Here is a 23,434-nt window from a genome sequence, read left to right as displayed (position 1 = left end):
AGAGTTTGGTCGTATGGCCTCTACGATCCGAAGAATATCCGGGAAGTTCCAAGACTCCAAGGGCTCCTATCTGGCAACCCTGGATCTGGATCCTAGTACCGGGTTAATCAATTCTATACATAAGAATGTTCTAATACAAGATCCTAAGTCGGACGAGTTAGCCTTCGATCCGGAAAAGTATCTTATCTTTTCCGGTTTCGGGGACATACACGTTCACGCAAGAGAAGATGAGTCCGGAAAACATAAATACAAGGAAGACTTTCAGTCGGCAGGACTTGCTGCAATCAACGGAGGGGTGATCCATATTGCGGATATGCCCAATAACCCGATCCCTCCCACGGACGATAGAACGTACGCCAAGAAAAGGGAACTTGCGGATCATTCCCCTATTCGAATTACTTTGTATGCGGGAATTGGTCCGAATACGAAGCCGTTGCATTCTCATGTCCCATATAAAGCGTTTATGGGACCTTCTATCGGAGAACTATTTTTTTATTCTAATGAGCAATTGGAGAATACGATCCGTCATTACAAAGGATGCAACGTTAGTTTTCATTGCGAAGATCCCGAGATCCTGGAGCAGAATCAGGAAGCAAAATACCATGAGGATCGCAGGCCTGCAATTGCGGAGACTCTGGCTACCGACTTCGCTCTTTATTTAATAGAGAAGTATGAACTAGTCGGAAAGCTTTGCCATTATTCCACGGAAGAAGGACTGCAAAAGATCATCGCCGCTAAGAAAAAGGGTGTAAAGGTCTCCTGTGAAGTGACTCCTACTCATTTGTACTTCGATCGAAGCATGCTCAACGATTCGAACCGCCATTGGTTCCAAATGAATCCGCCGCTTCGAGGACCGGAAGACAAGAACGCATTGCTACAAGGAGTGAAGGACGGTTGGATCGATTATCTGGCTACCGATCATGCTCCTCATTCCATTGAAGAAAAGTTGAAAGGAACTTCCGGGATTTCCCAGCTAGATACGTATGCTTTATTCGTGACTTGGCTGCATAAATCAGCCGGAGTTTCCTTGGAGAAGATCGCAGAGATCTGTTCTGAAAATCCAGGGAGCTTCGTAAAAGAATTCTTACCTAAGGAATTCGGAAATGGTTTCGGCAAAATTGAAGAAGGCTATTGTGCAAGCTTCACTGTTCTGGATTTCAACACTCCGACTACATTCAAAAAAGAAGATATTAAAAGTAAGAGCGGTTGGTCTCCGTTCGAAGGATTTACTTTTCCAGGAAGCATTCGCTCCGTTATTCATCTTGGAAAAACGGTAAGGTAGGAGCGTCCGAATTCCTTCTTTCCAGATCCAATAAGAATTGCTTTCTCCAGAGTCCGCCACCGTAGCCGGTAAGACTTCCGTTCTTTCCTATGATCCTGTGACAGGGGACAAGTATTGCGATCCGATTCTCTCCGTTCGCTTTAGCCACTGCTCGGATGGATTTGATATCTCCCACGAATACGGCTTGGGACTCGTATGAGTTTGTTTTTCCGTAAGGAACGGAAAGTAAGGCCTTCCAAACCTTTTCTTGGAATTCAGATCCTTGGATGACAAATGGAACAGTGAATTCTTTTCTATTTCCTTCGAAGTATTCTTGCAGTTCGAGTTTTAATCTGGGGAAGAAGGGACTTTCTCCGGGAACGATCTTGCAACGGAAGGCCTTTTCTAACCTTGCCAATTGCATTTCGATCCTTTCCTTCTCTGTGAATTCCAGAAGACAGATCCCTTCCGGAACGGCGCCGGCAAGCAAAACGCCCAATGGGGTATCAATCCGAGAAGTGATTACCATGCTTGAAAGAATATGTGCGTTTCCTATTTTATACAATCTGAAATTGAAAGTCCTTCGGTAAACTTTCTGTGAGCCGTGATTCCGACAAAAACATTCGGATCTTTCGCCGACCAAAGTATTAAGATCGGAAGGCAAAACAGTTCTCACTGAAGTTCGTTCGATCGCAGTCTAAGAAGCAGGACAAAATCTAAGTGGATACACAATTAAAAGATAAAACAGCATTAGTTACTGGTTCAACCGCCGGGATAGGATTCGCAATCGCTCTTAGTTTGGCAAAAGAAGGGGCCCACGTCATTGTAAACGGAAGGACCAAATCCAGAGTTGAAGAAGCAATTTCTCATATCAAAAAAGAGGTTCCGTCAGCTTCTCTTTCGGGAGTAGAGGCGGATTTTTCAAAGCAGGCAGAAGTCTCTTCTATCGTATCAAAATTTCCTAATGTAGACATTTTAGTGAATAACGTAGGCATCTTCGAGCCGAAGGATTTCACGGATATCCCGGACGACGATTGGATCCGTTTTTTTGAGGTGAATGTTCTGAGTGGGGTCCGCCTTTCCAGGGCTTATCTCCCTTCTATGCTTAAGAAAAATTGGGGAAGGATCCTATTCATTTCCAGCGAGTCCGGGATACAGATCCCGAATGAAATGATCCATTACGGGGTTACAAAAAGCGCCCAGATCTCTCTAAGTCGTGGACTTGCAGAATTGACCAAGGGGACGAATGTAACGGTGAATTCTGTCCTCCCTGGACCGACCCGCTCCGAAGGAGTAGAGGGATTCCTAGAAGATCTTGCTAAACAGCAAAACACTAGCACTGATACGATAGAAAAGGAATTCTTTAAGAATGCTCGCCCTACTTCTCTTCTGCAAAGATTCGCAACTGTAGAAGAAGTCGCAAATATGGTAACTTATCTTTCTTCTCCTCTTTCATCAGCGACGAATGGCGCGGCGATCCGAGTGGATGGAGGAGTAGTGAAGTCTGCGTTTTAGAGTATGATCCAACTTAGCGTCTTAGACCAATCTCCGATCCGAAAAGGAGGGACTGCCTTCCAAGCGGTCCAGGAAACAATAGAGCTTGCAAAACTTGCCGATCGTTTGGGCTACACTCGGTATTGGGTGTCGGAGCATCATAATATCCTTGGACTGGCTGGATCTTCTCCGGAAGTCTTGATCTCTCATTTGGCGGGAGAAACCAAAGGAATTCGAGTAGGCTCCGGCGGGATCATGCTCCCCAATCATAGTTCCCTGAAAGTTGCGGAGAATTTTAGAATGCTCGAGACTTTGTTTCCAGGAAGAATAGATCTTGGATTAGGCAGAGCACCAGGAGGAGATAGACTGACCGCAGCCATATTAAATCCTTCTAATAGTTTTGTTCAAAATGATTTTGTACAGCAACTGATCGATCTGAAAGACTTCTTAACGGATAACGCGGAGCCGGATTCCATCCAAACCAAGGTGAAGGCGATTCCTGTTTGTGAAACTGTTCCTGAAATGTGGATCCTAACGTCTAGCGGGGAGAGTGCTCTCATTGCAGCTCATTTTGGAATGGCCCTGTCCTTCGCTCAGTTCATCAATCCTACTGGAGGATACGCAAGCATCAAGGCGTACAAGGATAGATTTCAGCCTTCGGAAGCGTTACAAGCGCCGAGAGCGAGCGTGGGCATTTTCGTACTCTGCGCGGAAACAAAAGAAAAAGCAGAAGAAATGCAAGCCATTATGGACAGGCAGCTTCTCAATATTGAAAAAGGGATCAGTGAGGGAATTCTTTCGTATGAAGAGATAAAGCCCTACGTCTATTCAGACTATGAAAGGGTCCGACTTCTTCATAATCGCGGAAGAATGATTGCGGGAACACCCGAGGTAGTAAAGAATAGGATTCTGGAGATGACCGAAGAATACGAAATAGACGAGGTCGTGGTCTCCACAATTACGTACGATTTTAAGGATAGGCTCCGCTCTTACGAACTTCTTGCAGAAGCTTTCGAGCTGGAAAAACGGTAATAAATACAGATCGTGAATTTGGAACTGAGATGGACTCGGTCCTGTTCGTGAGAAACGCCAGGACCGAGTTTTTTTTGAAAATTAAGCTTCCGGATTTTCCAGGATCAAAGCGATCCCTTGACCGCCGCCTATACAGAGTGAGGCGACTCCGTATTTTGCCTTTCTGCGTCTGAGTTCATAAGCTAGGGTGATTGTCACTCTGGCTCCACTCGCTCCCAGCGGGTGTCCGATCGCTACCGCTCCACCGTTTACATTGGTGATCTCCGGATTCAGTCCCAATTCTTTTTGGACTGCAAGATACTGAGCCGCAAATGCTTCATTGACTTCTACTAGGCTCATGTCGGAGAGTTTGAGTCCCGCTTTTTTAAGAGCGATAGGGATTGCAAGAGCGGGTCCTATTCCCATTTTCGCAGGATCGCAGCCTGCATGTCCGTATCCTCGGATGATTGCCAAAGGTTTCTTTCCGATTTTCTTGGCATAAGAAGCAGAAGTTACGATAGTAGCAGCCGCTCCGTCATTCAGTCCGGACGCATTCCCGGCAGTAACCGTTCCACCTTCTCTAAACGCAGGACGAAGTCCTCCCAGTTTTTCGATGGAAGAAGCTCCCTTAATAAATTCATCTTTTTCTAATGTAACAGGCTTCTTGCCTCCTACAGTAACCGGAAGGATCTCTTCTTTCAATCTGCCTTCGACCGTCGCTTTTTCGGCTCTGGTTTGGGAGATCCCTGCCCACTCATCCTGCTCGGCTCTGCTGATCTTGTACTGGTCCGCCAGATTTTCAGCAGTGGCTCCCATGATCAGGCCAACATACTGGTCGGTGAGACCTTGCTCTAAAGAATCCTCGAATTCTGCGGAACCGTATTTGATACCCCATCTTGCGTTACGCACAACATACGGAGCATTGCTCATGGATTCGGAGCCGCCCGCGAGAACAGCTTCGCTTTCTCCTAAGTAGATCTTTTTGGCAGCTTGGATGATCGCTTCCATTCCGGAACCGCAAAGACGATTGAGTGTAAGAGCCGGAACTGTAATAGGCAATCCTGTTTTTAATCCTATATGTCTGGCTAAATAGATGGCTTCTTTTCCGGTAGGAACCACATTCCCGAAAATGGATTCTCCTATATTGGCAGGATTGACCCCTGTTCTTTCCAAAAGTGATTTGGAGACCAATACTCCTAGATCAACGGCGCTTACGTCCTTTAATGTCCCACCGAAATTCCCGAATGGGGTCCGTATTCCGTCTAGTATGACCGCTTCTTCCATAATTATCCTGTCCTAATATTCGATTTATTTAATATGATATTTTGATAGATTTTAATCCACTTTTTCCGCGACTGGAAAGACCAGGTCGAATGGATCCGCGGAGACGCCGGTTTTGAAACCTCCGCCCTTGATAAAGTCAGGGAATACTGTCTCGTCCGACCAAACGGATTCGATCCTGCAGAACTTGCCCTTTCCTTTTCCGATGAACGCAGTGCTAAGCTTGGTCCCATCTTCTTGTTTTTGTAAGAGAACATATGGTAGAATGGATGTGCTTACAGGAAATCCAAAACCCAAGGATCGCATTTTTATTTTGAAGAATGTCTTTCCGTTGCGGGAGACTTCTATCTTAGTAAGAGATCCTTCCTTCTTCCAAACGAAGTCCGCTCTTTCTTTCGGAATGGCCCAATTTAGGATGCCTTCTTCTACGGAAGTTTGACTGGATACGAAGATGCGAGTGATCCTTTTGTAATTTTTGCCCTTATGTTCGAAGTTTCCTGGAATATATAAAAGTTCGTAATACGGTCCTACATCGGATCTTTCATAGTTCACAAGCATCAAGGAGCCTAGTCCTCCCTTGTAGGACTTTCTATCTTCTTCGTCTAAGAATGCCATTTCGGCGTTATAGGATTTTTTTCCGAATAAGGGGAATAAGAATCCTTCTCCTGTTAAGGACCAGGGGGCAGGATAATGTCTCTTTGAGGAGGCGGATTTGCTTCCGGTATCTATGGCTTTTTTGGGAGATTTGAGTGCCGATTTTGAGGCTTTCTTCTTTGGCTTAGCCTTGGTTGCAGGACTTGCTTTCATCGGATGATCCGTTTCTTTCTTTTTTGTACCATTCCTGTGAAAAACCCCGAATTTGAAAAGGAAACTCTTGAACATCTTCCCCATTTTTAGGATAACTGGACATTTGGGGATGATCTTTAGGCCCTTTGGGTTTAAAATGTCCCCTAAGGCAAAAAGTATATGACTGCAGTAGCAACACGTCCCAGAAGACGTACTCGTAATAGCTTAAACAAGGAGTCCATCGTCCAAGCGGCCTTGGATATTCTGAACGAAGAAGGAATCGATGGCTTATCCATGAGAAGGATAGCCGAAAAATTGGATTGTAGCGTCGCAAGCCCTTATTCTCACTTTAAGAGCCAACAAGATATTATAAAGATCATTATCTCTCAGGGAGAGGCTCAGTTGACGGAGACCCTTAGAGCGGCTCGTCTGAACGGAAAGAATTGCTACGAAAAACTAACCTTGATCGCTCGTGCGTATTATGATTTTTCCGGGCATAACCAAGAACTTCATAAGGTTATGTTCAATACGGTCCATGGCCATATGCATCGTAAGGCATTTCCGAAACTCCCTACCAGTTATCGTGTTTTCCTCGAAACCATCCGCGCCGGAGTTAGATCCAAAGAGTTCCGTATCAAAGAAGAAGATTATCCTTCTCTTGCAAGGACCATGTATTCTTGGATGTATGGTATCATCGTTCTGGATATGACCGGCATGCTCAAAAAGAGAGGCATGGGCGATCCTTTGGACGAAGGCTTTCTGTTCTTCCGTAAAATTCTCTTAGACGTAGAATGAGACAAAAACTTCTCCTCAGCGGAGTCGTTCTTTTACTTCTTCTTCTATCCATCCTTCCTTTTGTAAGATCAAAGGAGAAGGTGGAATTAAACGATTCCGTTCGAGCAGGGGCCGAGAGTGGGAATTACGCTCGGCTTCCCCAAGGCTTAACTCATTACGAACTCTCCGGTCCTGAAAAAGGAAAACTAGTCGTTCTTGTTCACGGTTTTTCCACTCCATATTTTATTTGGGATCCAGTCCAAAAGCTTCTAATTACAGAAGGATATAGAGTGCTTAGATTCGATCTCTTTGGAAGAGGTTATTCGGATCGTCCAGACATTGTGTACGATATAGATCTATTCCGTTCTCAGATCCAAGATCTATTAAATTTTCTGCATATAGATGGACCTTTTGATATTATGGGACTTTCCATGGGAGGTCCGATCGTTGCTTCCTATGTGGCCAAGAATCCGGAACGTGTGAAGAAGGTAGTGCTCTTGGACCCTTTTACTGCAAAGGCAGGCATCTTTCCTTTGGCGGTTCCTTTTCTCGGGGAATATTTGAACACTGTGATCTTTCTTCCTACCTTGCCGAAAGGGATCGCGGGAGACTTCGTGAATCCTTCCAAGGTGCCAAAAGGCTGGGTGGAAAAATACGAAATGCAGATGAGCTTTTACGGCTTTGGACGGGCTATTCTCTCTACTCTTAGGAATCTGATCTCAAAGGATCCAAGACCTCATTTCGAAGGCCTGGCCGCGACGAATAAGCAAGTATTGGTATTCTGGGGAGATCAGGATCATACGACTCCTCTTGAAACGGGTGTCTATGTAAAAGATCTATTAAAGTCTGAGTTTGTATTAGTGAAGGACTGCGGACACTTACCGCATATAGAACAACCGGAGCAAGTGCTTCCGGTTATCTCTAGTTTCTTGTCTAAATAGATCGATCAGTATTTTGCAAGAGAAGGATCGACTTCGTCCGAATAGAGAAGGATCCCGCCTTCTAAATTGAATATTTTGGTAAATCCGGAGGACTTCATGAATCCGCATGCGTTCCCGGATCTTGCTCCGGAGCGGCAATATACGATGATATCCTTGCCTGCGTTTTTCCAAGAATCCAGTTCGGATATTCTAGTCGGAAGTTCTGAAACAGGAATGAGTAGATCTGTTCCTTTGATGATACTGATCTCTTGTTCGTTCGGATTACGCACATCTAATAAATAGAAGTCGTCTTTTCCTGAGCTTCTTGCGTCTAGTCTGGCTTTGAGTTCCTTTGGATCCATTCAGGTTTCCTTATAATAATTTCTGTTTCTTAGACTGCGGAAGTAAGACTTTCCATTTCAGTTTGCAATTTTTCCCAATTCTCGGTGAGACGAGCAATCTCTGCCTTTGTCTCGTTATAAGTATCCAGTTCCATTTGGTAACTGCGTTTCTTATAGAATTCCGGATCTGCCAATAGTTCTTCCGAATTCGCCTTATTCTTTTCTAAGAGTGCGATCTTTGCTTCGATCTGTTCTATATCTTTTTGCAGTTTCTTGATACGATTTTTATCGGCATTCTTCTGAGATCTGCTCTTGTCTTTAGCATCGTTGTTCTCTGCAGGAGTGTAGGTTTTAATCGCTCCTCCCTCTGCTTCCAATTCTTCCGGAGGAAAACGAAGATAATCCGAGAAGCTCGTATTCAGATCCTTGACCTTTCCGTTGGATACGGAAACGGTTCGAGTGCACAGATCTTTTAAGAAATCAGGATCATGAGAGATTACTAGGACCGCACCAGGATATGCTTGCAGGGCTCTCTTTAAATTGTCCCGAACTACCAGATCCAAGTGGTTGGTTGGTTCATCCAAGAAAAGAGTATTGGAGCTGAAACGGACTAATAGTGCTAGCCTGAGCCGACTCTGCTCTCCTCCCGAAAGGAGTCCGACTTTCTTGAAGACCTTGTCGTCGGTAAACGAAAAATAACCTAGAAGCTTTCTTGCCTCTACTTCCGGATAATCGGGATAAACTGAGAGTACAGTTTCCAAGAGCGTCTTTTCCGGATCCAGATTCTCATGATGGTTCTGGGAGAAGTATCCTATTCGGGTCTTTGGCCCGTAGGTTACGACTCCTCTGGTCAGTTTATGAATTCCTAATACACATCTGAGGAAAGTGGACTTTCCGGCTCCGTTCGGACCTATGATCGCGATCTTATCCCCATTCGAAACATGGAGTTCCGCTCCGGAGAATATATTCTTTCCTCCTGCTTCGTAGGAGAAATCCGCATCCTCAATTCTAAAGGAAAGATTTCCGCAAGGAGTATAATTGAATTCGTAATCCGTTTTAGAATTCCAGAAGGATTCTTCGGGAGCGTCGACCTTGTCCCTTTTTTCCAATTGCTTGATGGCACTTTGGACGGCTTTCGCCTTAGTGGCCTTTGCTCTAAACCTGTCGATCCATTCGGTTCTCTTCTTGAGATATGCTTCTTCTTTCTTAAATTGTATGCGTAGCTTATCTAAGAGTTCGTTCTTATGCTCGAAGTAATCTTCAAGAGTTCCTTTGAATTCCAATACTCCGGAAGGATTCAGTTCCGCGATCGTGTCGGTAGTAGAATTCAGGAATTCAGGATCGTGAGTTACTAGTACGAAAGAACGATTCGTGCTCACTAAATATTCGGCGAGCCATGCCTTGGACGCATGGTCCAAATGGTTTGTAGGTTCATCCAAAAGAAGAAGATTTCCGGGGTTCAGGATCGCAATCGCGAGTCCTAATCTGTGTTGGTAGCCAGGGGAGAATTCCTTTACCTTCTTTTCCATTTGTTCATTAGAAAAGCCTAAACCGCCAATGATCTGCCTAGCCTTGCCTTCCAATTCATGGACACCGTACGTGAATGCGTATTCTTCTAAAGCGCTTTGTTCTTCGAGAAGGCTATTGAACTCGGGAGAATCATGGTCCACTTGGTCCATTCTTCTGTGAATGTCCTCGGCGCGTTTTATGTATTCGTTATAATGTTTATGCTTAGATAATGCAGTATCGATCACCTTTGCTTCGAAATCGAAGTCGGGGATCTGTTGGAATAAGGAGATCTCGGTATGTTTGGATCGACTGACTAAACCTTCTTCTGGGTTTAGCTCTCCTACGGCCATTTTGAATAGAGTGGATTTGCCGGAACCGTTCGGTCCGACTAAAGCTACCTTAGAGCCGGGTTTAATATGCCAGGAGAATTTTTCGAAGAGGGTGGAGCTACCGAACCTGTGCTTTATATCGATGAACTGGAGCATGGTTCCTGGGAATTAGAGGAGGTTGTCCCTCCGCACGAGCGCGGAGGGTCGTTGGATGGAAAGTAGTGCTTACTTCTTTTTAGCGAGTTCTTCTTTTCTCGCTTTAAGATGTTGTACGTACTTGCTCGTTTCCCCGTTCATCTTCTCGACTGCGTCTTTCAGAGCTTGGTCTAGCTCCTGAGCGCTCATCTTGTTGATCTTTTTGTTCTTCTTTTCGGCTGTCTCTTCAGACATAGGTACCTTCCGATGCGTTCGTAATGCCAAAATTTACGGGAATAGGCCTTTCGACAACCTATTTTGTCCGGATAGGACCTGGCCTTCTTCCGTCAGAATCGAAAATAGGTGGAAATCGATCCTCTCTTCGGATTCCATGGGAGCCCATTATGTTCTATTCCTTAGTACAAACGAGAGATGGGCTTGCGCCTCTGTTCCTGAGATTGGGCCTTGCGATCTGTATCTTTCCCCATGGCGCTCAGAAGGCGATGGGCTGGTTCGATGGGGCCGGATTCGAGACCGCGATGGACTATTTCACTTCTACCTTGGGCGCTCCGTATTTCTTGGGGGTCCTCGTGATAGGATTCGAGTTTGTGGGAACGATCGCTTTGGTCTTGGGCCTTCTCACTCGGATCTGGGCTTTCGGGATCGGAGTTACCTTGGTCGTTGCGGCAAGCACTCATGCCTCTTACGGTTTTTTTATGAATTGGTTCGGCGATAAGGGAGGAGAAGGTTTCGAATATCATATCCTGGCAGTTGCCATGGCATTCGCGTTATTCTTTTTTGGTTCCGGTTCTTTTTCTATCGATAGAAAACTTTCCGATTGGTCGGTTTGAAACGATCGATTTGAGAAGGCATAAAAAAACCCGAGCGTTTCCACTCGGGTTTTTTTAGGAGGCTTAAAGTTCTCTTAGTAGAGGATCTTTTCAACCGAGTTCTCATCCAGGATATAAGATCCTTGCAGAGTTTGCACGATCAGTTTTCCTTTTTTCTGAGAAACAACCACTCCTCTTAACTCTCTACCATCTTTCATGATGATATGTTCGATGCTCTTGTCATAGATCTCTTCCAACTCTTGCTCAGTCTTAGCAGACTTGAGGTTTTGAGTAGTTTCCAAAACTTCTTTGTCTAAGCCGTTCAAGTTGGTACGCATTTCTTCGTATTCAACAAAAGTGTCCTTTTTAAGAGCTTCGATGACTTCTACTTTCTCGTCGGTAACGATGATCAATCCTCCGATTTTCAAAACTCTTTGAGTCTTGTCATGAATAAGAGGAGTCACTTCGACAGAACCATCCACAACATAAACGGAAGATTCTTTAGGAGAAGAGTTTACTTCGAAGGAAGTTCCTCGAACCGCAGCGACTACAGTAGGAGTATCTACGAAATAGTTCGCGTTCTTCTTTTCCTTCTCTACTAGGTTCAAGATACGTCCTGAAACCAAAGAGAGTCTGATCTGAGAAGCATCCGTTTGACGAAGTCCTTTCAAGACGAGTTCCGAATTCTCCTTTAAGCGGATTACGCTGGAGTCGGTAAGACCTATGTCGATGGATCCACCCTTGCCGGTTACGATCCTATCGCCTTCGGAGAGGACATCTCCCAAATGCAATTGGGTCGGTGCTTCTTTGATGGATTTAGCGTCTCCTTTTACGAAGACTACAGCGGCTTTGAGAAGAACACCTTCAGCTACAGGAGCCTCTTTCTTGGAGAAAGCAAAGAAAGTGCCTACTCCAATACCGGCTAACAGAACCGCCGCTGCCGCTAGGTACCAACCTTTCTTTTTATTTGCGGTTAGTTGTACTACATTATCCTTAGGGGATTGCATGATACTTGCCTCCACAGAGAAACGGGGAGACTTACCGATCCAAGAAGGATCGAAATCAGGAGCCTTGGAAGCGGGATTTGTCCGCTGGAGGACGTCGGCGAATGTTTGAAATTCTGAATTCATTCTTTCGATTCCTCTTTCCTTTAGTCCTGGGTTTGCACCTTGTGTCTTACCCGTTCATCAGGATCAACAAGCAGATAAAAACGAACTTGCTCATTTTTTTCAATGAGTATGGCTTTTTTGACGAAATGGATCGCGCGTTCGATAAACATAAATAAAGATAAATTCCTAATGTTTTAAAAAAGAAGAAGGATGGAACCCTCTCTTTTTGCCTTCTTGTAATAGATGTTTCTCGGCTCTTTCTAAGAGTCTAGAAACCCCCGAAACGGACAGATCTAAGACCTGTGCGATCTCCTCCAATTTGCAGGATTGCGAATAACGCAGCTCGATCGCGGTCTTCTGTTCCTCAGGAAGAGTTGCTAATAATTCGCTTAGGATCTTGCCCAGATTCTGGGCCTCCATTTCTTCGATCACTTGGCTTTCAGGACCCTGGGCTTTGGAACCGAAAAGAGAAGAAGTCTCTTCTCCAACCAGGGCCACATTCTTTTGGTAGTAGGATTTTCCGTGATTGATCATTAGGTTCCGGGCGATCCTGAATAAGATCATTCTCGAAACTTGCTCGTCCGGGAGTTCTTTGTTCGTGTAATGTTTAAAGAAGTTAAGAAAGGTATCTTGGAGTAAATCCAAGGCAGTCGATTCGTCTTGGATCGAGCGCCTAATGAATGAAAACAAGTGATCCTTATTTTTATTGTATAGTTTTTCGAAAAACAAGGCTTCGGACACGGTAGGATAGAAATTTTTTTCTTTCAGTCTTTTTTCAAGTAAATTCGGATTTTTCTTGAATAAACCCAACCATTTCGGGAGGGTAAACCGAGACATCGCTTGTCTTCCTTATCAAATGCTGAAGGGAATTACGGAAAATATGGCCTATCGTTGGCTTTTTATCATCTGCCTTGTTTGTTTCACACCTAACCTCTTTGGATCTAGCCTAACCCTGAAAAACGGAAAAGTATTACAAGGGAAAGTCGTAAACCAAACTCGTACAGAAGTTCATCTAGAGGTGGATGGCAAGGTTTTAACCATACCGAAGACAGATATCGTAGAATTGAATTTGAAAGATACTCCTAAGCTGGAACCTAAAAAAGAACCAGTCAAACCGAAAGAGGAAGTGAAGAAGGAGCCGGAACCGGAGACTCCTACAGGACCCCGCTGGTACAATAAACCTCGCTGGGCCTATTCTCTTCGTTCTGCTGTGGTCCCTGGCTGGGGGATCTGGAAGGCCGATAGGAAATATCTTGCGGCTGGGACATTTGTTCTCTTTGCCGGAGCGGTATACAAGGCGCTGCAGACCCAGCAGGAGTTCAATGCGGCCCATGCTGCATATAAGAGCGGGGCAACAAATTATTTCATATTTGCCCTCAACGACCCGGTCTTACAACTTCCCGCAAATACCGGGGAAAGATTGATCGGTGCCTTTTTAGTGAATAAGGGTGCGTTCAACCACTACCAGCATCTCGCAGCGGAAGGGAATGATTACCAGTACATCGTAGGTCTCGTCTACGGTTTGCAATTGTTCTATTCCTATTATTTAGGGGTAAAAGCAGAGAGGGAAGCTGCCTTAGGCGAAGGACCAAGCTCAGGTTTTAAATTCAGTTTTGCTCCTTCTTACAGACCTATGAATTTCGGAGGAAATGGAATGGGTTGGAACGGAGAAGTGAAATACGATTTTCGTTTCTAAAAGCCTGTTCGGAGATCGGATCTTTTTTCGAATAGGACCCTAATATTCTCAGAGATAGATCAGAAATAAGCTTCGGATGCAAAGAAAAAGGCCGCTGGACAGCGGCCTTTTTTGTTTATTCGATTACAGTTTTTGGAAATTGAACTCCGCCGGAAGGAACATACAATACGCTTGTTCCTCCGACGTCCCCTAAATACGGAGAGGTTGTAAAGAACGGATCGAATAAGTAAAATACGTCATTGTACTCGTCGCCGGCGCTCATGAAGCAGGTATTGGATCTACAAGTGGTAGAAGAACCGTATGTGGTTTCGGAACCGATCTCACCATCCGAATAAGTAGTCACACCTCCAGCAGCTCCAGTAGTTGCATTTACGGGAACATCATGGACATCATTGTAAGTTCCACCTACATCTCCGCAGAATACATCATAACCCACGAGTATATTTGTCCCATAGATCCCGGCGCTCGGAATATAATACTGATCTCCGTCCGCAGGACCGCAACCATACGGATTCGTGTCGGTAGCTATAGGACTTGCCGAAGAACTTGCATAATTCTTAATTTTTACAACGCTTGCGTCCACAACACTTCCGGTAGTATCTACATTCGTCCTACTCAGGAAGGTCCAAACATCCGTTCCAGAGACGATCATAGAAGGGTAATCCATTCTTAGATAATAGGAAGTAGTACCTACTTTGCTGGAATAATTGCCTTTGATACTTCCCCCCGAAGGAGTAAAGCTATACCAATAGATGGAATGAACGCCTAAGGTAGTCGTAATTCTCATAGCCGCTATGTACTGACTTCCGTCATATACTACGTCGCCGTTATAATAATTCGCGGAGGTGATCGCGGTCGTTGCAATATTGGTTGCGGAACCACTTAAGGAACCGGTCGTAGCATCTATTCGCTGGTATCTAAAGCTAGTATTGACGCTTCCTAGCTCGGTCCAAACGACTGCGAATTCATTACTTTGATTGTATGCTGCCGCTAGTTTGCCTATGGTCACTCCAGTTGCCGAATAAACTTGGAATGTAGAACCTACAGCAGTTAATTCTATATTATACAACTGTCCTTTGATCGTGTTGTCGGCAGACTTCCATACCAGAAGATAATTTCCTCCTCCCCAGACAAGCTCAGGATCTACGTTAGAAGGAGATCCTCCTACTGAGAGAGCCACGTTGCTGTTTACATTGTAAGGACTTTGAGAATGATCTATTCCTAATAATCTGAAATTCTGGGTGCCCGCATCGCTTTTCCAAGTTGCTGCCATTGCGAGTTGTCTTTCACAAGCAACCGTAGAATTTGCAGTCGTTCCCGCAGTGCCAGTCGTACCGGTAAGTGTACAAGTCTGGCCGCCTGTGGAACCGGTATAAGTTCCTAAGGAAACAGAGTATCCGTTTCCGGTGTCGAGTGCCGTACTAAATGCGAATGTGCCGTTTGCAGTGATCTGAAGAGTATCTGTGGCACTTGTCACAGAATCTGTTAAGGTCAGGTTCATCGGCTTTGCAGTCAGCCCTGTGTATCCGCTCACAGTAACGCTAACAGTAGAGGTGGGGCCGGAAGAGGTTCCATTGCTTGTATTCCAGTCGTTTGCGATCGGTCCCAGTACCAGGGCTCCAATTGCGGAAGAACTGGAATCTATATTGATCGCCTTTGCATTATTACAACCGAGAGATAGAATGCTAAGAAGAGTACAGAGGGCCGCCTGAGAGAATAAGGAATACTGGTTGATAGAGAAGATACGATGCGATTTCATTTCTGTCCTCCACTGTTTAGCGGCGGTTGATCCATTTCATTTTGTATGCAAATTATTCAACAAGCATAAGGGGAAGGGTTTGAGGATTTTTTGCAAAAGGAATCATTTTTTTCTTTCCTAGTGCCAAAACCTGCAGGAAAAGCCGATCCCTGCAGGTTTAGAATTATTGCTCTACGCAAATAAAGTAGCGTTTGTCTTTATTACAATTACTAATCACGGGTAGAGGCCCAGCAGTAGGGCTTGTAGGAACTGTATATTCCGAAATGGATCTATAATCGGTATTAGTTGCCAAGCCATGATTTCCGGTCAAACCGCTTGCACTGGAATTCACATACCAAGAAGCAATGGATCCCGCTTCATTATAAACACTCGCGCATTCCGATTGAGAAGGAGTTCCTGTAGACCAATTCATGTCCGTAAATCCGGTCCAAATCCTTCCGGAGGTCCCGAAACTATAGGTCCAGAATTCTTCGCCGGCAAAGTTCACGCGACTCAGATCGAAGAATTGGAATATCTCCTTCTTCCCATCTCTACCATAATAAATGGTATAAGGAGAGAAGACCCAATTTGTGGAAGTATTGCGTGTGGCTCCGTACTGTCCGGTATAACTTACCGCAAGCATCGCTTTATAAACTGGAGGTTCTCCTCCGCCGGCATAGAAAGCCGTAGGAATATTAGAATTACATATTTCATCGGCGGCTTCTACCGCACCGTAACCGTTCGTCACCGATTGGGTAGCGAATGAACCGGTCCAGCCCTTCCCTCCGTTAGTCGCTAGATAAAGACATTTATCGCTATCAAAAGTATTGATCTTTATCTTTTGGGGAATGTTGGAAACCGTATCGACCGCGATCAGATAATAATCTTGGTCCAAGCAATCCACATCATGGGTCAGATTTAGATTCAGACCTACAGTAAGCTTCTGAGAGGATTCTAAGAAGTAATCGCTGTATTGCGAATTCTCATCCATTCCGGTGATCAAAAGCTCTGAACTTCCGGGATAGAATTGAAAATTTGCCTGTTCATTCGGATCGTCCGGAAAATTTTCAAGAGTAAGTGTTATATCTAATTCTTCCCCTTCCGTTACGAAAGGATTTCCGCCTCCGTCTACCAATGCTTTGATCGTGTAACGAGGAGAAAATTGCAAAAGGGTAGGATCCAGGATAAAGGCTCCGCCTAAGCTCGGTTTGCTCCCATCCAAAGCTTCTGTCTCCGCCTTATTACAGAAGGAAACTTCCTGACTAAGACTCAGTAATATGCAAATCTTAAAGAAAGATCTTGGAACTCTCATATTAACCTTTATCACGGGGAATAAACGCATACATAAGGCAATGCAGTTCCACCGGCTCCTTGAGTACAAGCATTAATAGTCCAATAGGCAGTGTCTGCAAAGGAAGAACTAGTCGTCCCTACCGCACCGCTCGCACTAGAAGTCGTACTTGGCATCCAGCTCTCTGTGCCTGCGTCGTTCATGCAGAGCCCTGCATTCATGATAGACCAACCGGAATTCATTCCAGTCCAGTAATTGCCAGAATCCAGGATCGGATTATAAAAATTATAATAAGAAGGCCAACTCGAATCCGTTATGAAAACCACTGTCCAAACACTATCCGAATTCTTTCGAACGTATCTCTTATTGTTCTTCATGAGAGCCGCGTCGGAGGCTGTTTCTCCTGGATCTCTGTTTGCGCTCGTATTGGAAAGAACTCCCACAAAGGCCTTATAGTTGGTATAACCTGCAAATCCTTTGCTTCTTGCGAGATTCACGCAGTGATTATCCATATTATCGATCCCGTTCAACTCGGTGGCATACTTAGGCTCGGTTTCGAACATGCAGTAATCACCGTCTTTTACAGAAAAAGAATATGTATGAGAAGTTCCTGTAGAGTCTCGGGTGATCTTTGCTAGGATCTTATCTCCCGCTCTATCGAAGCAATCGTCATCGTCCGCTTCTAAAGCGAATCCGATCTGATGTTGAGTGTCTCCTGCCGCGAGATCGAAGTAATTATAGGAGACAATGGCCGGTGTCGACACAGTCGTATAACTCTCGATAGAAATAATGAATCTTTCCGTCCCAGTAAAACTTTGGGAGAAGGTCAGGTTTACATAGTTATTCTGAGCATCGTAGAACACATCGATATCATTCGAAGGAAGATCCGACGGAATGGAGTCGCTTCCACCGAAAATATTCGGCATCTCGACACCGAGTAACATTCCTGCAGCGCTTCCGCTTGCATCCAAGCTGATCGGATTTGCCTTATTGCAACCGAACGAGAGAAAAGTAGTAACCATCCAAAACTGGACTAGCACGATCCGTTTTTGTTTCATTTTAATTCCGGGGAATTCTATATAGTTTCCCATCCAACAAACCCATTTATGAGCTTTTGCTCACTTTTTTTTATCGTTCGTTCTTCTGGAAATAAAAAAATTCGGAGATTTTCGATTTATAGAAATCGTTCTAAAAAGTTTGGGATCAAATTCCGGCTAGTTAAGCGTCGGTTCCGGTCTTTCTCAGTTTATTGATCTCAACCCGGAAGGACTCGAAAGGATCTTCCTGTTCTAGTTTTCCTTTCTTGGCTCCGTTATTTGGGGAAGCACTCTTCTCGCCACTCTTATTGGACGCGAACCATTCATCTACATGTTTCACTACTTTAGTAATTCGGAATCTTGCGTCTTCTTCTTCAGTGGTTCTGACCTTGTTCTGGAGGAACTCTAATTTCTCGCTTAAGATCTTATGCAGTTCTCTCGCCTTGTTTCTGAAAGAATCTCCGCCGGGATAGCAAAGGATCTGATCGAATCTTTCCTTTCCTTTTTCCCAGGTCAAGAACACGAACTTCTCTCGTTCCAAGATTTCGTAATATTGTTCAGGCGAAAATTCCGGCACGGAAGATTGGATCTCAGCAGCCGTAGGAGGAACTTTCATCTTAAAATAATATCCATCCATAGCAGTGGAGATCTTGGATCTCTGTTCTGCGGATCGGATCCTCTCTTCTTCTTTGATCTTTTCTTGGACCTTGGCCTGCTCTTCTTTACGGGAATTCTCGTGGTTCTTTGTCTTAAGTTGATTTTGTTGTATCCGGATCTTCTCCTTTGCTTGTGCGAAGAAGATATCTTGGAAGATCCTCCCGATTCCGAGTAGATCCAGAATGGAGTAATACCAAGGGAAATAATCCATATAACCTTTTCTTAATACTTTACCATAGGCTCGTACTAAATCAGGTTCCTTAAATACGGATTTGATCTGAGGTTCGTTGGATTCCACCAATTGACGAATGCAAAGGATTTTCCAGGTTTCCACACCCATTGCGGCGCCAAGACTGAGAATGATCTGTCGAACGCTATTTGCTTCCTTATGAAAGAAGGAATGGATCGTAGAGGTCTTGGTTTCCCAGGTAGAGTAACCGATCTCCAGATCATCTATTAACATTCTTTTTAATTCTTCTGGGAATTGCTTGAACTCTTTATCCGGTACGAGTAGGACCTTTTTCTCCCAAGAACCTGATTCAGAAAGAAGGTTCCTTTTTATATCATGAAAACGATTTCGATCTCTTTCGGAAGATTGCCTTTGCAATTCCTTCTCTGCGATTTCTGATAGACTTCTGATAAGCACTACGCTTAGCATTCCGGGGCTTCCTGGATTCGGATTCCCCGAAGGAAGTGCAGTTGCGAAGGCCTCCGCCCTTGCGATCTTGAATTTGGTAGTCTCAGGATGAGAAGGATTGGAATAATAGAATTTCTCTTCCATCGCTATCTTTTGGAATTCTTCAAAGAGAGCATAACGTAGCTGCTTGCTTCCCTTGGTTTCGATGAAATCGTCGATATATTCCAGGATCTGAACCGCTTCTTTAGGGCTCTTTAGTCCGAATAGACCGTAACCTGGAACGTCTATCACTCTTCCTTTCTTATGAAGATCGTCTTCAAGTTCGAATAAGAAATCTTTTACGAATTCCGGATTTGGGGTAATACGAAAGTGTTCGTTCTGGAATGCTTGCCTTAAATATAGGAATAATTGCGGGAAAGGAGCTTCTTTTCGAACTCCTCCACCATCCCAGTCGTTTTCCATATTTTCCCAAACGAGTGCCTTATTCAATTCGGGTTTGCGATCCAGATAGACTAGCAAAGAAGAAACAGAAAGGTCTAACAATTCCAAATAGATCCGACTTAGATCCAAGGCTTCGGTTTCCGGAATAGCCGCATAACAAGGAAGTCCTTCCGGAGGTCTTTCTACGTCTTGGCTGATCAGATACGCTAATTGAGAAACAGTGCCGTCCTCTAATAATCTTTTGAGATGCATGTCCATCTCTTTGGGACTTAGGTCTGCAACTTCCGGAACCTTATGATGAGGTTCGAATAATTGTCGTTTCTTAACGTTCTTAAAGGAGCTGGCGGCAGAGATCGCTTTGTACAAGGAGTGAGTTACCTTGTCGTTCATATAGTAACTCACTACTTCGTTCAGCTTCTTGACTTTCAAGAAGCTTGGAACGGAGACATTTCCAGTGTTTGGATCTAGGGGTCTGGGGCCTTTTGCGCTCATTTTAATACGAAGTAACTATATATTAGGAAATTAGCATATACGTTTCGAATAGGGAAGGGCCTCGAAGAACAGCGATTCTTCGAACAAGTAAAACCATCATATATCGTATTAAGATCGCTTCCACCGAAAAAACGAAGTTTACACTTATTTTCGATAAAACGCCTCTAAACCGAAGGATGTATGCCAAACTCTCTATATGAATCCTCTTGACTAAGAGTGAGGAGGGTCTTTCTTGGAATGGAATGCAACTCAAGAAACAAACTCCTTTCGTCCCTAAAAAAGTATTATTCGTGATATTAGACGGGGTTGGCTTTACGCCAAGAGGTCCCGAATTCGGCAATGCGATTGCCGGAGCAAAGCTTCCCTTCTTGAACAAACTCTGGAAGGAATCTCCAACCATTCATTTGAAAGCCCATGGAACAGCAGTGGGTATGCCTTCCGACGAAGATATGGGAAATTCGGAAGTGGGCCACAATGTTCTGGGATGCGGACGAATATTCGATCAAGGGGCAAAACTCGTCAACAATTCTATCGCCAAAGGACTGTTATTCGAGGGACAGGCCTGGAAGGAGATCGTAGGAAATACTAAGAGCAAAAACTCCACTTTGCATTTGATCGGATTGTTTTCCGACGGGAATGTGCACGCGCATATTGACCATACCAAAGCCTTGATCGAAGCTGCGATCCGAGAACAAGTCCCGAAGATCAGATTGCATATCCTCTTGGACGGAAGGGATGTACCCGAAAAATCTGCATTAGAATATTTGAATCCATTTGAAGAGTGGCTGCGTTCTCTTAGGCAGAAAGGAGCAGATATCAAGATCGCTTCCGGTGGGGGAAGAATGACCATCACCATGGACAGATACGAGGCGGATTGGTCCATGGTAGAAAGGGGATGGCAGATCCACGTAAAAGGAGAAGGAAGAAAATTCCCTGACGCAAAGACTGCGATAGAGACATTCCGGGCCGAAGATCCTGCGATAATCGATCAGTATCTTCCTTCATTCGTGATCGAAGAAAATGGAAAGCCGGTAGGTCCGATCCGAAATGGAGACTCGGTAGTCTTTACGAATTTCAGAGGAGATAGAGCTATCGAGATCTCTCAGGCGTTCACCCAAAAGAAATTCGACAAATTCGATCGAGGAGAATTACCCGAGGTTTGCTATGCAGGAATGATGCAGTACGATGGGGACTTACAGTTGCCGGAGCGTTTTCTGGTTAGTCCTCCCGCAATCGATAGAACCTTGGGCGAATACATGGCCAAGTCAGGAGTTGCTCAGTACGCTCTCTCCGAAACCCAAAAATACGGACATGTAACCTTCTTCTGGAATGGAAATCGTTCTGGCAAATTCGACGCCAAAACGGAAGAATACAAGGAGATCCCATCCGATGTCATCCCATTCGATCAGACTCCTGAAATGAAGGCGCAATCGATCACTCAGGAATTGGAAAGAGTCCTCGCAGAGAACAAGAGCGATTTCTATCGGATCAATTTTCCTAATGGCGACATGGTGGGGCATACGGGGAACTATCAGGCAACCGTAAAAGCAATGGAATTCTTGGATGGGTGCATGCAGAAGTTGGCAGATGCATGCAAAAAAAGTAATGTAGTTTTACTTGTAAGCGCGGATCATGGGAATGCGGATGAAATGTATCAGTTGGACAAAAAAGGAAATGTGGAGAAGGACAAGCAAGGCAAGCCGGTTCCCAAAACTTCGCATACTCTGAACCCCGTGCCATTTAGTGTTTTGGATCCGGAAGGCAAATTGAAGTTACGCTCCGATCTAAAGGATCCAGGGCTTGCAAATGTGGCGGCTACTATCCTGGATATCATGGGATATGAAACCCCGGAAGGATATTACCCTAGTTTGATCGCTAGATAAACGCGAATTAGAGGAACGGAAAAACCGATCCTTGGTTGGAAAGAAAGATCTTTCCTATTTTTGCTTAAGTTCCAATGGAAAGAGTTTCTCTTAAGAAAGGGCCCGGCGTTAATATCCGGGCTTGATTTGCTGTCCTAATTAGATCAGGATTTCTTGGTCTGTTTCTTTTTATTTGTGTCCGGCTTAGGTAGTTTTGAAAATCCATCCCAAAGCATTTCTGCGGATTCTTTCAAGATCGCATTTTCCAGACGCTTGTCGGAGATCGCTTGGTATCTAAGAATCCCTGTAAAAGAGCCTAGTATAATCGAAGGATAGACCGACTTTAGATTTGTTTCTCCCGGAAAAGGAGCAAAATAATCTGAAATCTTCTTTCTGAGTAGATTTGCTTCTTTATGACTTTCCTCATCCAATAGATAAGAAGATAAATTCCTTTCTATTAAGATGAGCTGGTCTAGCTTTCGATGGGAGAAGATCCCAAGACCCTGCCAAAAATCGAAGAACCGTTCTCTTGGAGAAGAGTTTTTTAGAGAAGCCTCATCGAAGAATCTAGAAAGCTCCAATACGGCAGCTCGAAATGCTTCGTTGAAGATATCGTCCTTATTTCGAAAGTATCTATATAAAGAACCCACGCCTACCTTTGCGTGAGCGGCTATCTCCGGGATTCTGGTCTCAAAGAATCCTCTTTCTGCGAAGAGCTTCATTGCAGATCGAATGATCCTTTCTTTAGATTCGTCCTGTTTTCTGTGTACTTTTTCGTGATTTGCCTCCTTGTCCTCTCTTGCGGGATCCGTATCGGGTGTGAGCTCTGGCTCCGAGGAAATACTTACTGTCTCTGAAAGTGTATGATTTTCCATCCAAGTCACCATTTCAAATTTTCTTTTTCAAAACAAGGCCGAAGGTTTCGACTAACGAGCATTACTGTCAAGGTAAGATTGACAGTGCTTTGAATTATTTTCTTCTAGGTCGCGGAATCGGAATTCCGATTCCGCTTATCAGAAAAATATAATAATCTATTAACATAATATAAATCTATCTGATCGAAGAAAAGAGAATTTGCTGACCCGAGGCTTGGTTCGGTCGGAATTCCGGTTCCGCTTCTTGCAAAAGGAAAAGATTTTTGTGGAGAGGGAATTTCCTCTACTTAGATAGGCAGGAGTTTGGACAAGAGAGTAGTATCCAAAATATAATAATTTATTTCGCTAACGCCTTCCAAAGAGTTAAGCCTGAATTTCGTAAGGTCTCCGGAGTTAAGCGAATGTATCCGCCCTTTGCCATCTTGACCATTCCCACGAAGCTTCCATAACAAAGAGAAACTAGTTCCAAGGAACCCAAGTCGGAACGAATATCTCCTTTGTTCCTTGCTTCTTCTAAGAAGGTGGCGATAAGTTCCATGGTTTGGATAGTAGCCTTCTTGCTTGCTTGGTCTAGATAAGGAGAATGATAATGCAACTCTAGGAATTCAAATGCTTCCGGATACTTATCGTAGAAATTTGCAAGTGCCATCCAAAGATGTAAGAAGAGATCCTTAGACTTTGCCTTTTCAGGATACCCGGTAGACAAGGTTTCTTTGAGCTTGTTTTTCCAGTATCGATAGAGTTCGTTTACGAGTTCTTCTTTGTTTTTATAATAACGGTAGATGGTGCCGGCGCCTATCCCAGCATCCTTTGCGAGATCAGGGATAGGCGTTCCTTCAAAACCTTTTTCCGTAAATAATCTCAGTGCTGAGCTGAGGATTCTTTCTTTCTTGTCTTCCGGATCTCGAACAATTGCCATCTGGCCTTC

The 23,434-nt window shown here is 44.4% G+C and carries 22 protein-coding genes; 8 read left to right on the top strand and 14 right to left on the bottom strand.

All coding sequences use genetic code 11. The features are described 5' to 3' along the window. Positions 1 to 13 precede the first annotated feature (13 nt). Positions 14 to 1,282, top strand: coding sequence for an amidohydrolase family protein (locus EHO57_RS06095; RefSeq protein ID WP_135643819.1), 1,269 nt, complete (start codon positions 14 to 16; stop codon positions 1,280 to 1,282). Here the strand turns inward: EHO57_RS06095 and EHO57_RS06090 are convergent. Then, positions 1,254 to 1,760, bottom strand: a complete 507-nt coding sequence (locus EHO57_RS06090; protein WP_246050555.1) for a methylated-DNA--[protein]-cysteine S-methyltransferase — start codon at positions 1,758 to 1,760, stop codon at positions 1,254 to 1,256. The genes EHO57_RS06095 and EHO57_RS06090 overlap by 29 nt on opposite strands. Before the next feature lie 221 nt (positions 1,761 to 1,981). On the opposite strand from EHO57_RS06090, the gene EHO57_RS06085 reads away from it, so the two are divergent. After that, positions 1,982 to 2,776: an SDR family NAD(P)-dependent oxidoreductase gene (locus EHO57_RS06085; RefSeq protein WP_135643814.1), complete on the top strand. Its 795-nt coding sequence runs from the start codon at positions 1,982 to 1,984 to the stop codon at positions 2,774 to 2,776. Positions 2,777 to 2,779: 3 nt separating this feature from the next. Next, complete coding sequence (locus EHO57_RS06080; RefSeq protein ID WP_135643812.1) at positions 2,780 to 3,787, top strand: LLM class flavin-dependent oxidoreductase; 1,008 nt, start codon at positions 2,780 to 2,782, stop codon at positions 3,785 to 3,787. An 81-nt stretch (positions 3,788 to 3,868) separates the two neighbouring features. Here the strand turns inward: EHO57_RS06080 and EHO57_RS06075 are convergent, their stop codons facing one another. Both EHO57_RS06075 and EHO57_RS06070 read right to left on the bottom strand, forming a co-directional pair. After that, the gene (locus EHO57_RS06075) at positions 3,869 to 5,050 is read right to left on the bottom strand and encodes an acetyl-CoA C-acetyltransferase (protein WP_135643810.1); all 1,182 of its coding nucleotides are present in this window, start codon (positions 5,048 to 5,050) and stop codon (positions 3,869 to 3,871) included. 51 nt (positions 5,051 to 5,101) lie between these two features. Continuing rightward, positions 5,102 to 5,854: an acetoacetate decarboxylase family protein gene (locus EHO57_RS06070; protein WP_135643808.1), complete on the bottom strand. Its 753-nt coding sequence runs from the start codon at positions 5,852 to 5,854 to the stop codon at positions 5,102 to 5,104. 159 nt (positions 5,855 to 6,013) lie between these two features. On the opposite strand from EHO57_RS06070, the gene EHO57_RS06065 reads away from it, so the two are divergent. Together EHO57_RS06065 and EHO57_RS06060 are read left to right on the top strand one after the other, a co-directional pair. Continuing rightward, positions 6,014 to 6,628, top strand: a complete 615-nt coding sequence (locus EHO57_RS06065; RefSeq protein WP_135643807.1) for a TetR/AcrR family transcriptional regulator — start codon at positions 6,014 to 6,016, stop codon at positions 6,626 to 6,628. Beyond that, positions 6,625 to 7,548 carry an alpha/beta fold hydrolase gene (locus EHO57_RS06060; RefSeq protein ID WP_135643806.1) on the top strand — a complete coding sequence of 308 codons (924 nt, stop codon included), beginning with the start codon at positions 6,625 to 6,627 and terminating at the stop codon, positions 7,546 to 7,548. Before EHO57_RS06065 ends, EHO57_RS06060 begins: the two co-directional genes overlap by 4 nt. Before the next feature lie 5 nt (positions 7,549 to 7,553). On the opposite strand, the gene EHO57_RS06055 is transcribed toward EHO57_RS06060, so the two are convergent. From EHO57_RS06055 to EHO57_RS18760, 3 genes are all read right to left on the bottom strand, one after another. Next, entirely contained in the window at positions 7,554 to 7,889 is a 336-nt protein-coding gene (locus tag EHO57_RS06055; protein WP_135643804.1) for a rhodanese-like domain-containing protein, read from the bottom strand. A 29-nt stretch (positions 7,890 to 7,918) separates the two neighbouring features. Continuing rightward, positions 7,919 to 9,862, bottom strand: a complete 1,944-nt coding sequence (locus tag EHO57_RS06050) for an ABC-F family ATP-binding cassette domain-containing protein (RefSeq protein WP_135643803.1) — start codon at positions 9,860 to 9,862, stop codon at positions 7,919 to 7,921. Positions 9,863 to 9,931: 69 nt separating this feature from the next. Then, on the bottom strand, positions 9,932 to 10,096 hold the full coding sequence (locus tag EHO57_RS18760; RefSeq protein WP_008590138.1) for a hypothetical protein: 165 nt from the start codon (positions 10,094 to 10,096) through the stop codon (positions 9,932 to 9,934). Positions 10,097 to 10,245: 149 nt separating this feature from the next. Here EHO57_RS18760 and EHO57_RS06045 point away from each other — a divergent pair, with 149 nt between their 5' ends. Beyond that, positions 10,246 to 10,692: a DoxX family protein gene (locus EHO57_RS06045; protein WP_135643802.1), complete on the top strand. Its 447-nt coding sequence runs from the start codon at positions 10,246 to 10,248 to the stop codon at positions 10,690 to 10,692. A 74-nt stretch (positions 10,693 to 10,766) separates the two neighbouring features. Here the strand turns inward: EHO57_RS06045 and EHO57_RS06040 are convergent, their stop codons facing one another. Both EHO57_RS06040 and EHO57_RS06035 read right to left on the bottom strand, forming a co-directional pair. Further along, complete coding sequence (locus EHO57_RS06040; RefSeq protein ID WP_210410018.1) at positions 10,767 to 11,801, bottom strand: FecR family protein; 1,035 nt, start codon at positions 11,799 to 11,801, stop codon at positions 10,767 to 10,769. A gap of 165 nt (positions 11,802 to 11,966) precedes the next feature. Beyond that, positions 11,967 to 12,521, bottom strand: a complete 555-nt coding sequence (locus tag EHO57_RS06035) for an RNA polymerase sigma factor (RefSeq protein ID WP_425460772.1) — start codon at positions 12,519 to 12,521, stop codon at positions 11,967 to 11,969. Between the two features lie 139 nt (positions 12,522 to 12,660). Here EHO57_RS06035 and EHO57_RS06030 point away from each other — a divergent pair, with 139 nt between their 5' ends. Next, positions 12,661 to 13,476, top strand: coding sequence for an LA_0442/LA_0875 N-terminal domain-containing protein (locus tag EHO57_RS06030; protein WP_135643800.1), 816 nt, complete (start codon positions 12,661 to 12,663; stop codon positions 13,474 to 13,476). A 115-nt stretch (positions 13,477 to 13,591) separates the two neighbouring features. Here the strand turns inward: EHO57_RS06030 and EHO57_RS06025 are convergent, their stop codons facing one another. From EHO57_RS06025 to EHO57_RS06010, 4 genes are all read right to left on the bottom strand, one after another. Then, complete coding sequence (locus EHO57_RS06025) at positions 13,592 to 15,235, bottom strand: hypothetical protein (RefSeq protein ID WP_135643799.1); 1,644 nt, start codon at positions 15,233 to 15,235, stop codon at positions 13,592 to 13,594. Positions 15,236 to 15,398: 163 nt separating this feature from the next. Next, complete coding sequence (locus EHO57_RS06020; RefSeq protein WP_167882258.1) at positions 15,399 to 16,526, bottom strand: DUF1554 domain-containing protein; 1,128 nt, start codon at positions 16,524 to 16,526, stop codon at positions 15,399 to 15,401. Between the two features lie 11 nt (positions 16,527 to 16,537). Then, on the bottom strand, positions 16,538 to 17,563 hold the full coding sequence (locus EHO57_RS06015; RefSeq protein WP_135643796.1) for a DUF1554 domain-containing protein: 1,026 nt from the start codon (positions 17,561 to 17,563) through the stop codon (positions 16,538 to 16,540). Between the two features lie 160 nt (positions 17,564 to 17,723). After that, positions 17,724 to 19,769, bottom strand: coding sequence for a hypothetical protein (locus EHO57_RS06010; RefSeq protein ID WP_135643795.1), 2,046 nt, complete (start codon positions 19,767 to 19,769; stop codon positions 17,724 to 17,726). 242 nt (positions 19,770 to 20,011) lie between these two features. On the opposite strand from EHO57_RS06010, the gene gpmI reads away from it, so the two are divergent. Then, positions 20,012 to 21,652: a 2,3-bisphosphoglycerate-independent phosphoglycerate mutase gene (gene gpmI / locus EHO57_RS06005; RefSeq protein ID WP_135643794.1), complete on the top strand. Its 1,641-nt coding sequence runs from the start codon at positions 20,012 to 20,014 to the stop codon at positions 21,650 to 21,652. A 143-nt stretch (positions 21,653 to 21,795) separates the two neighbouring features. Here gpmI and EHO57_RS06000 read toward each other — a convergent pair whose 3' ends face one another. Further along, the gene (locus tag EHO57_RS06000; RefSeq protein ID WP_246050550.1) at positions 21,796 to 22,506 is read right to left on the bottom strand and encodes a TetR/AcrR family transcriptional regulator; all 711 of its coding nucleotides are present in this window, start codon (positions 22,504 to 22,506) and stop codon (positions 21,796 to 21,798) included. A 337-nt stretch (positions 22,507 to 22,843) separates the two neighbouring features. Continuing rightward, a complete protein-coding gene (locus EHO57_RS05995; RefSeq protein ID WP_135643791.1) occupies positions 22,844 to 23,425 on the bottom strand; it encodes a TetR/AcrR family transcriptional regulator in 582 nt (193 codons plus the stop codon). Positions 23,426 to 23,434 lie beyond the last annotated feature (9 nt).

The organism is Leptospira langatensis (assembly GCF_004770615.1).
Classification (GTDB): domain Bacteria; phylum Spirochaetota; class Leptospiria; order Leptospirales; family Leptospiraceae; genus Leptospira_B; species Leptospira_B langatensis.
This window is presented reverse-complemented; position numbering and strand designations above follow the sequence as displayed.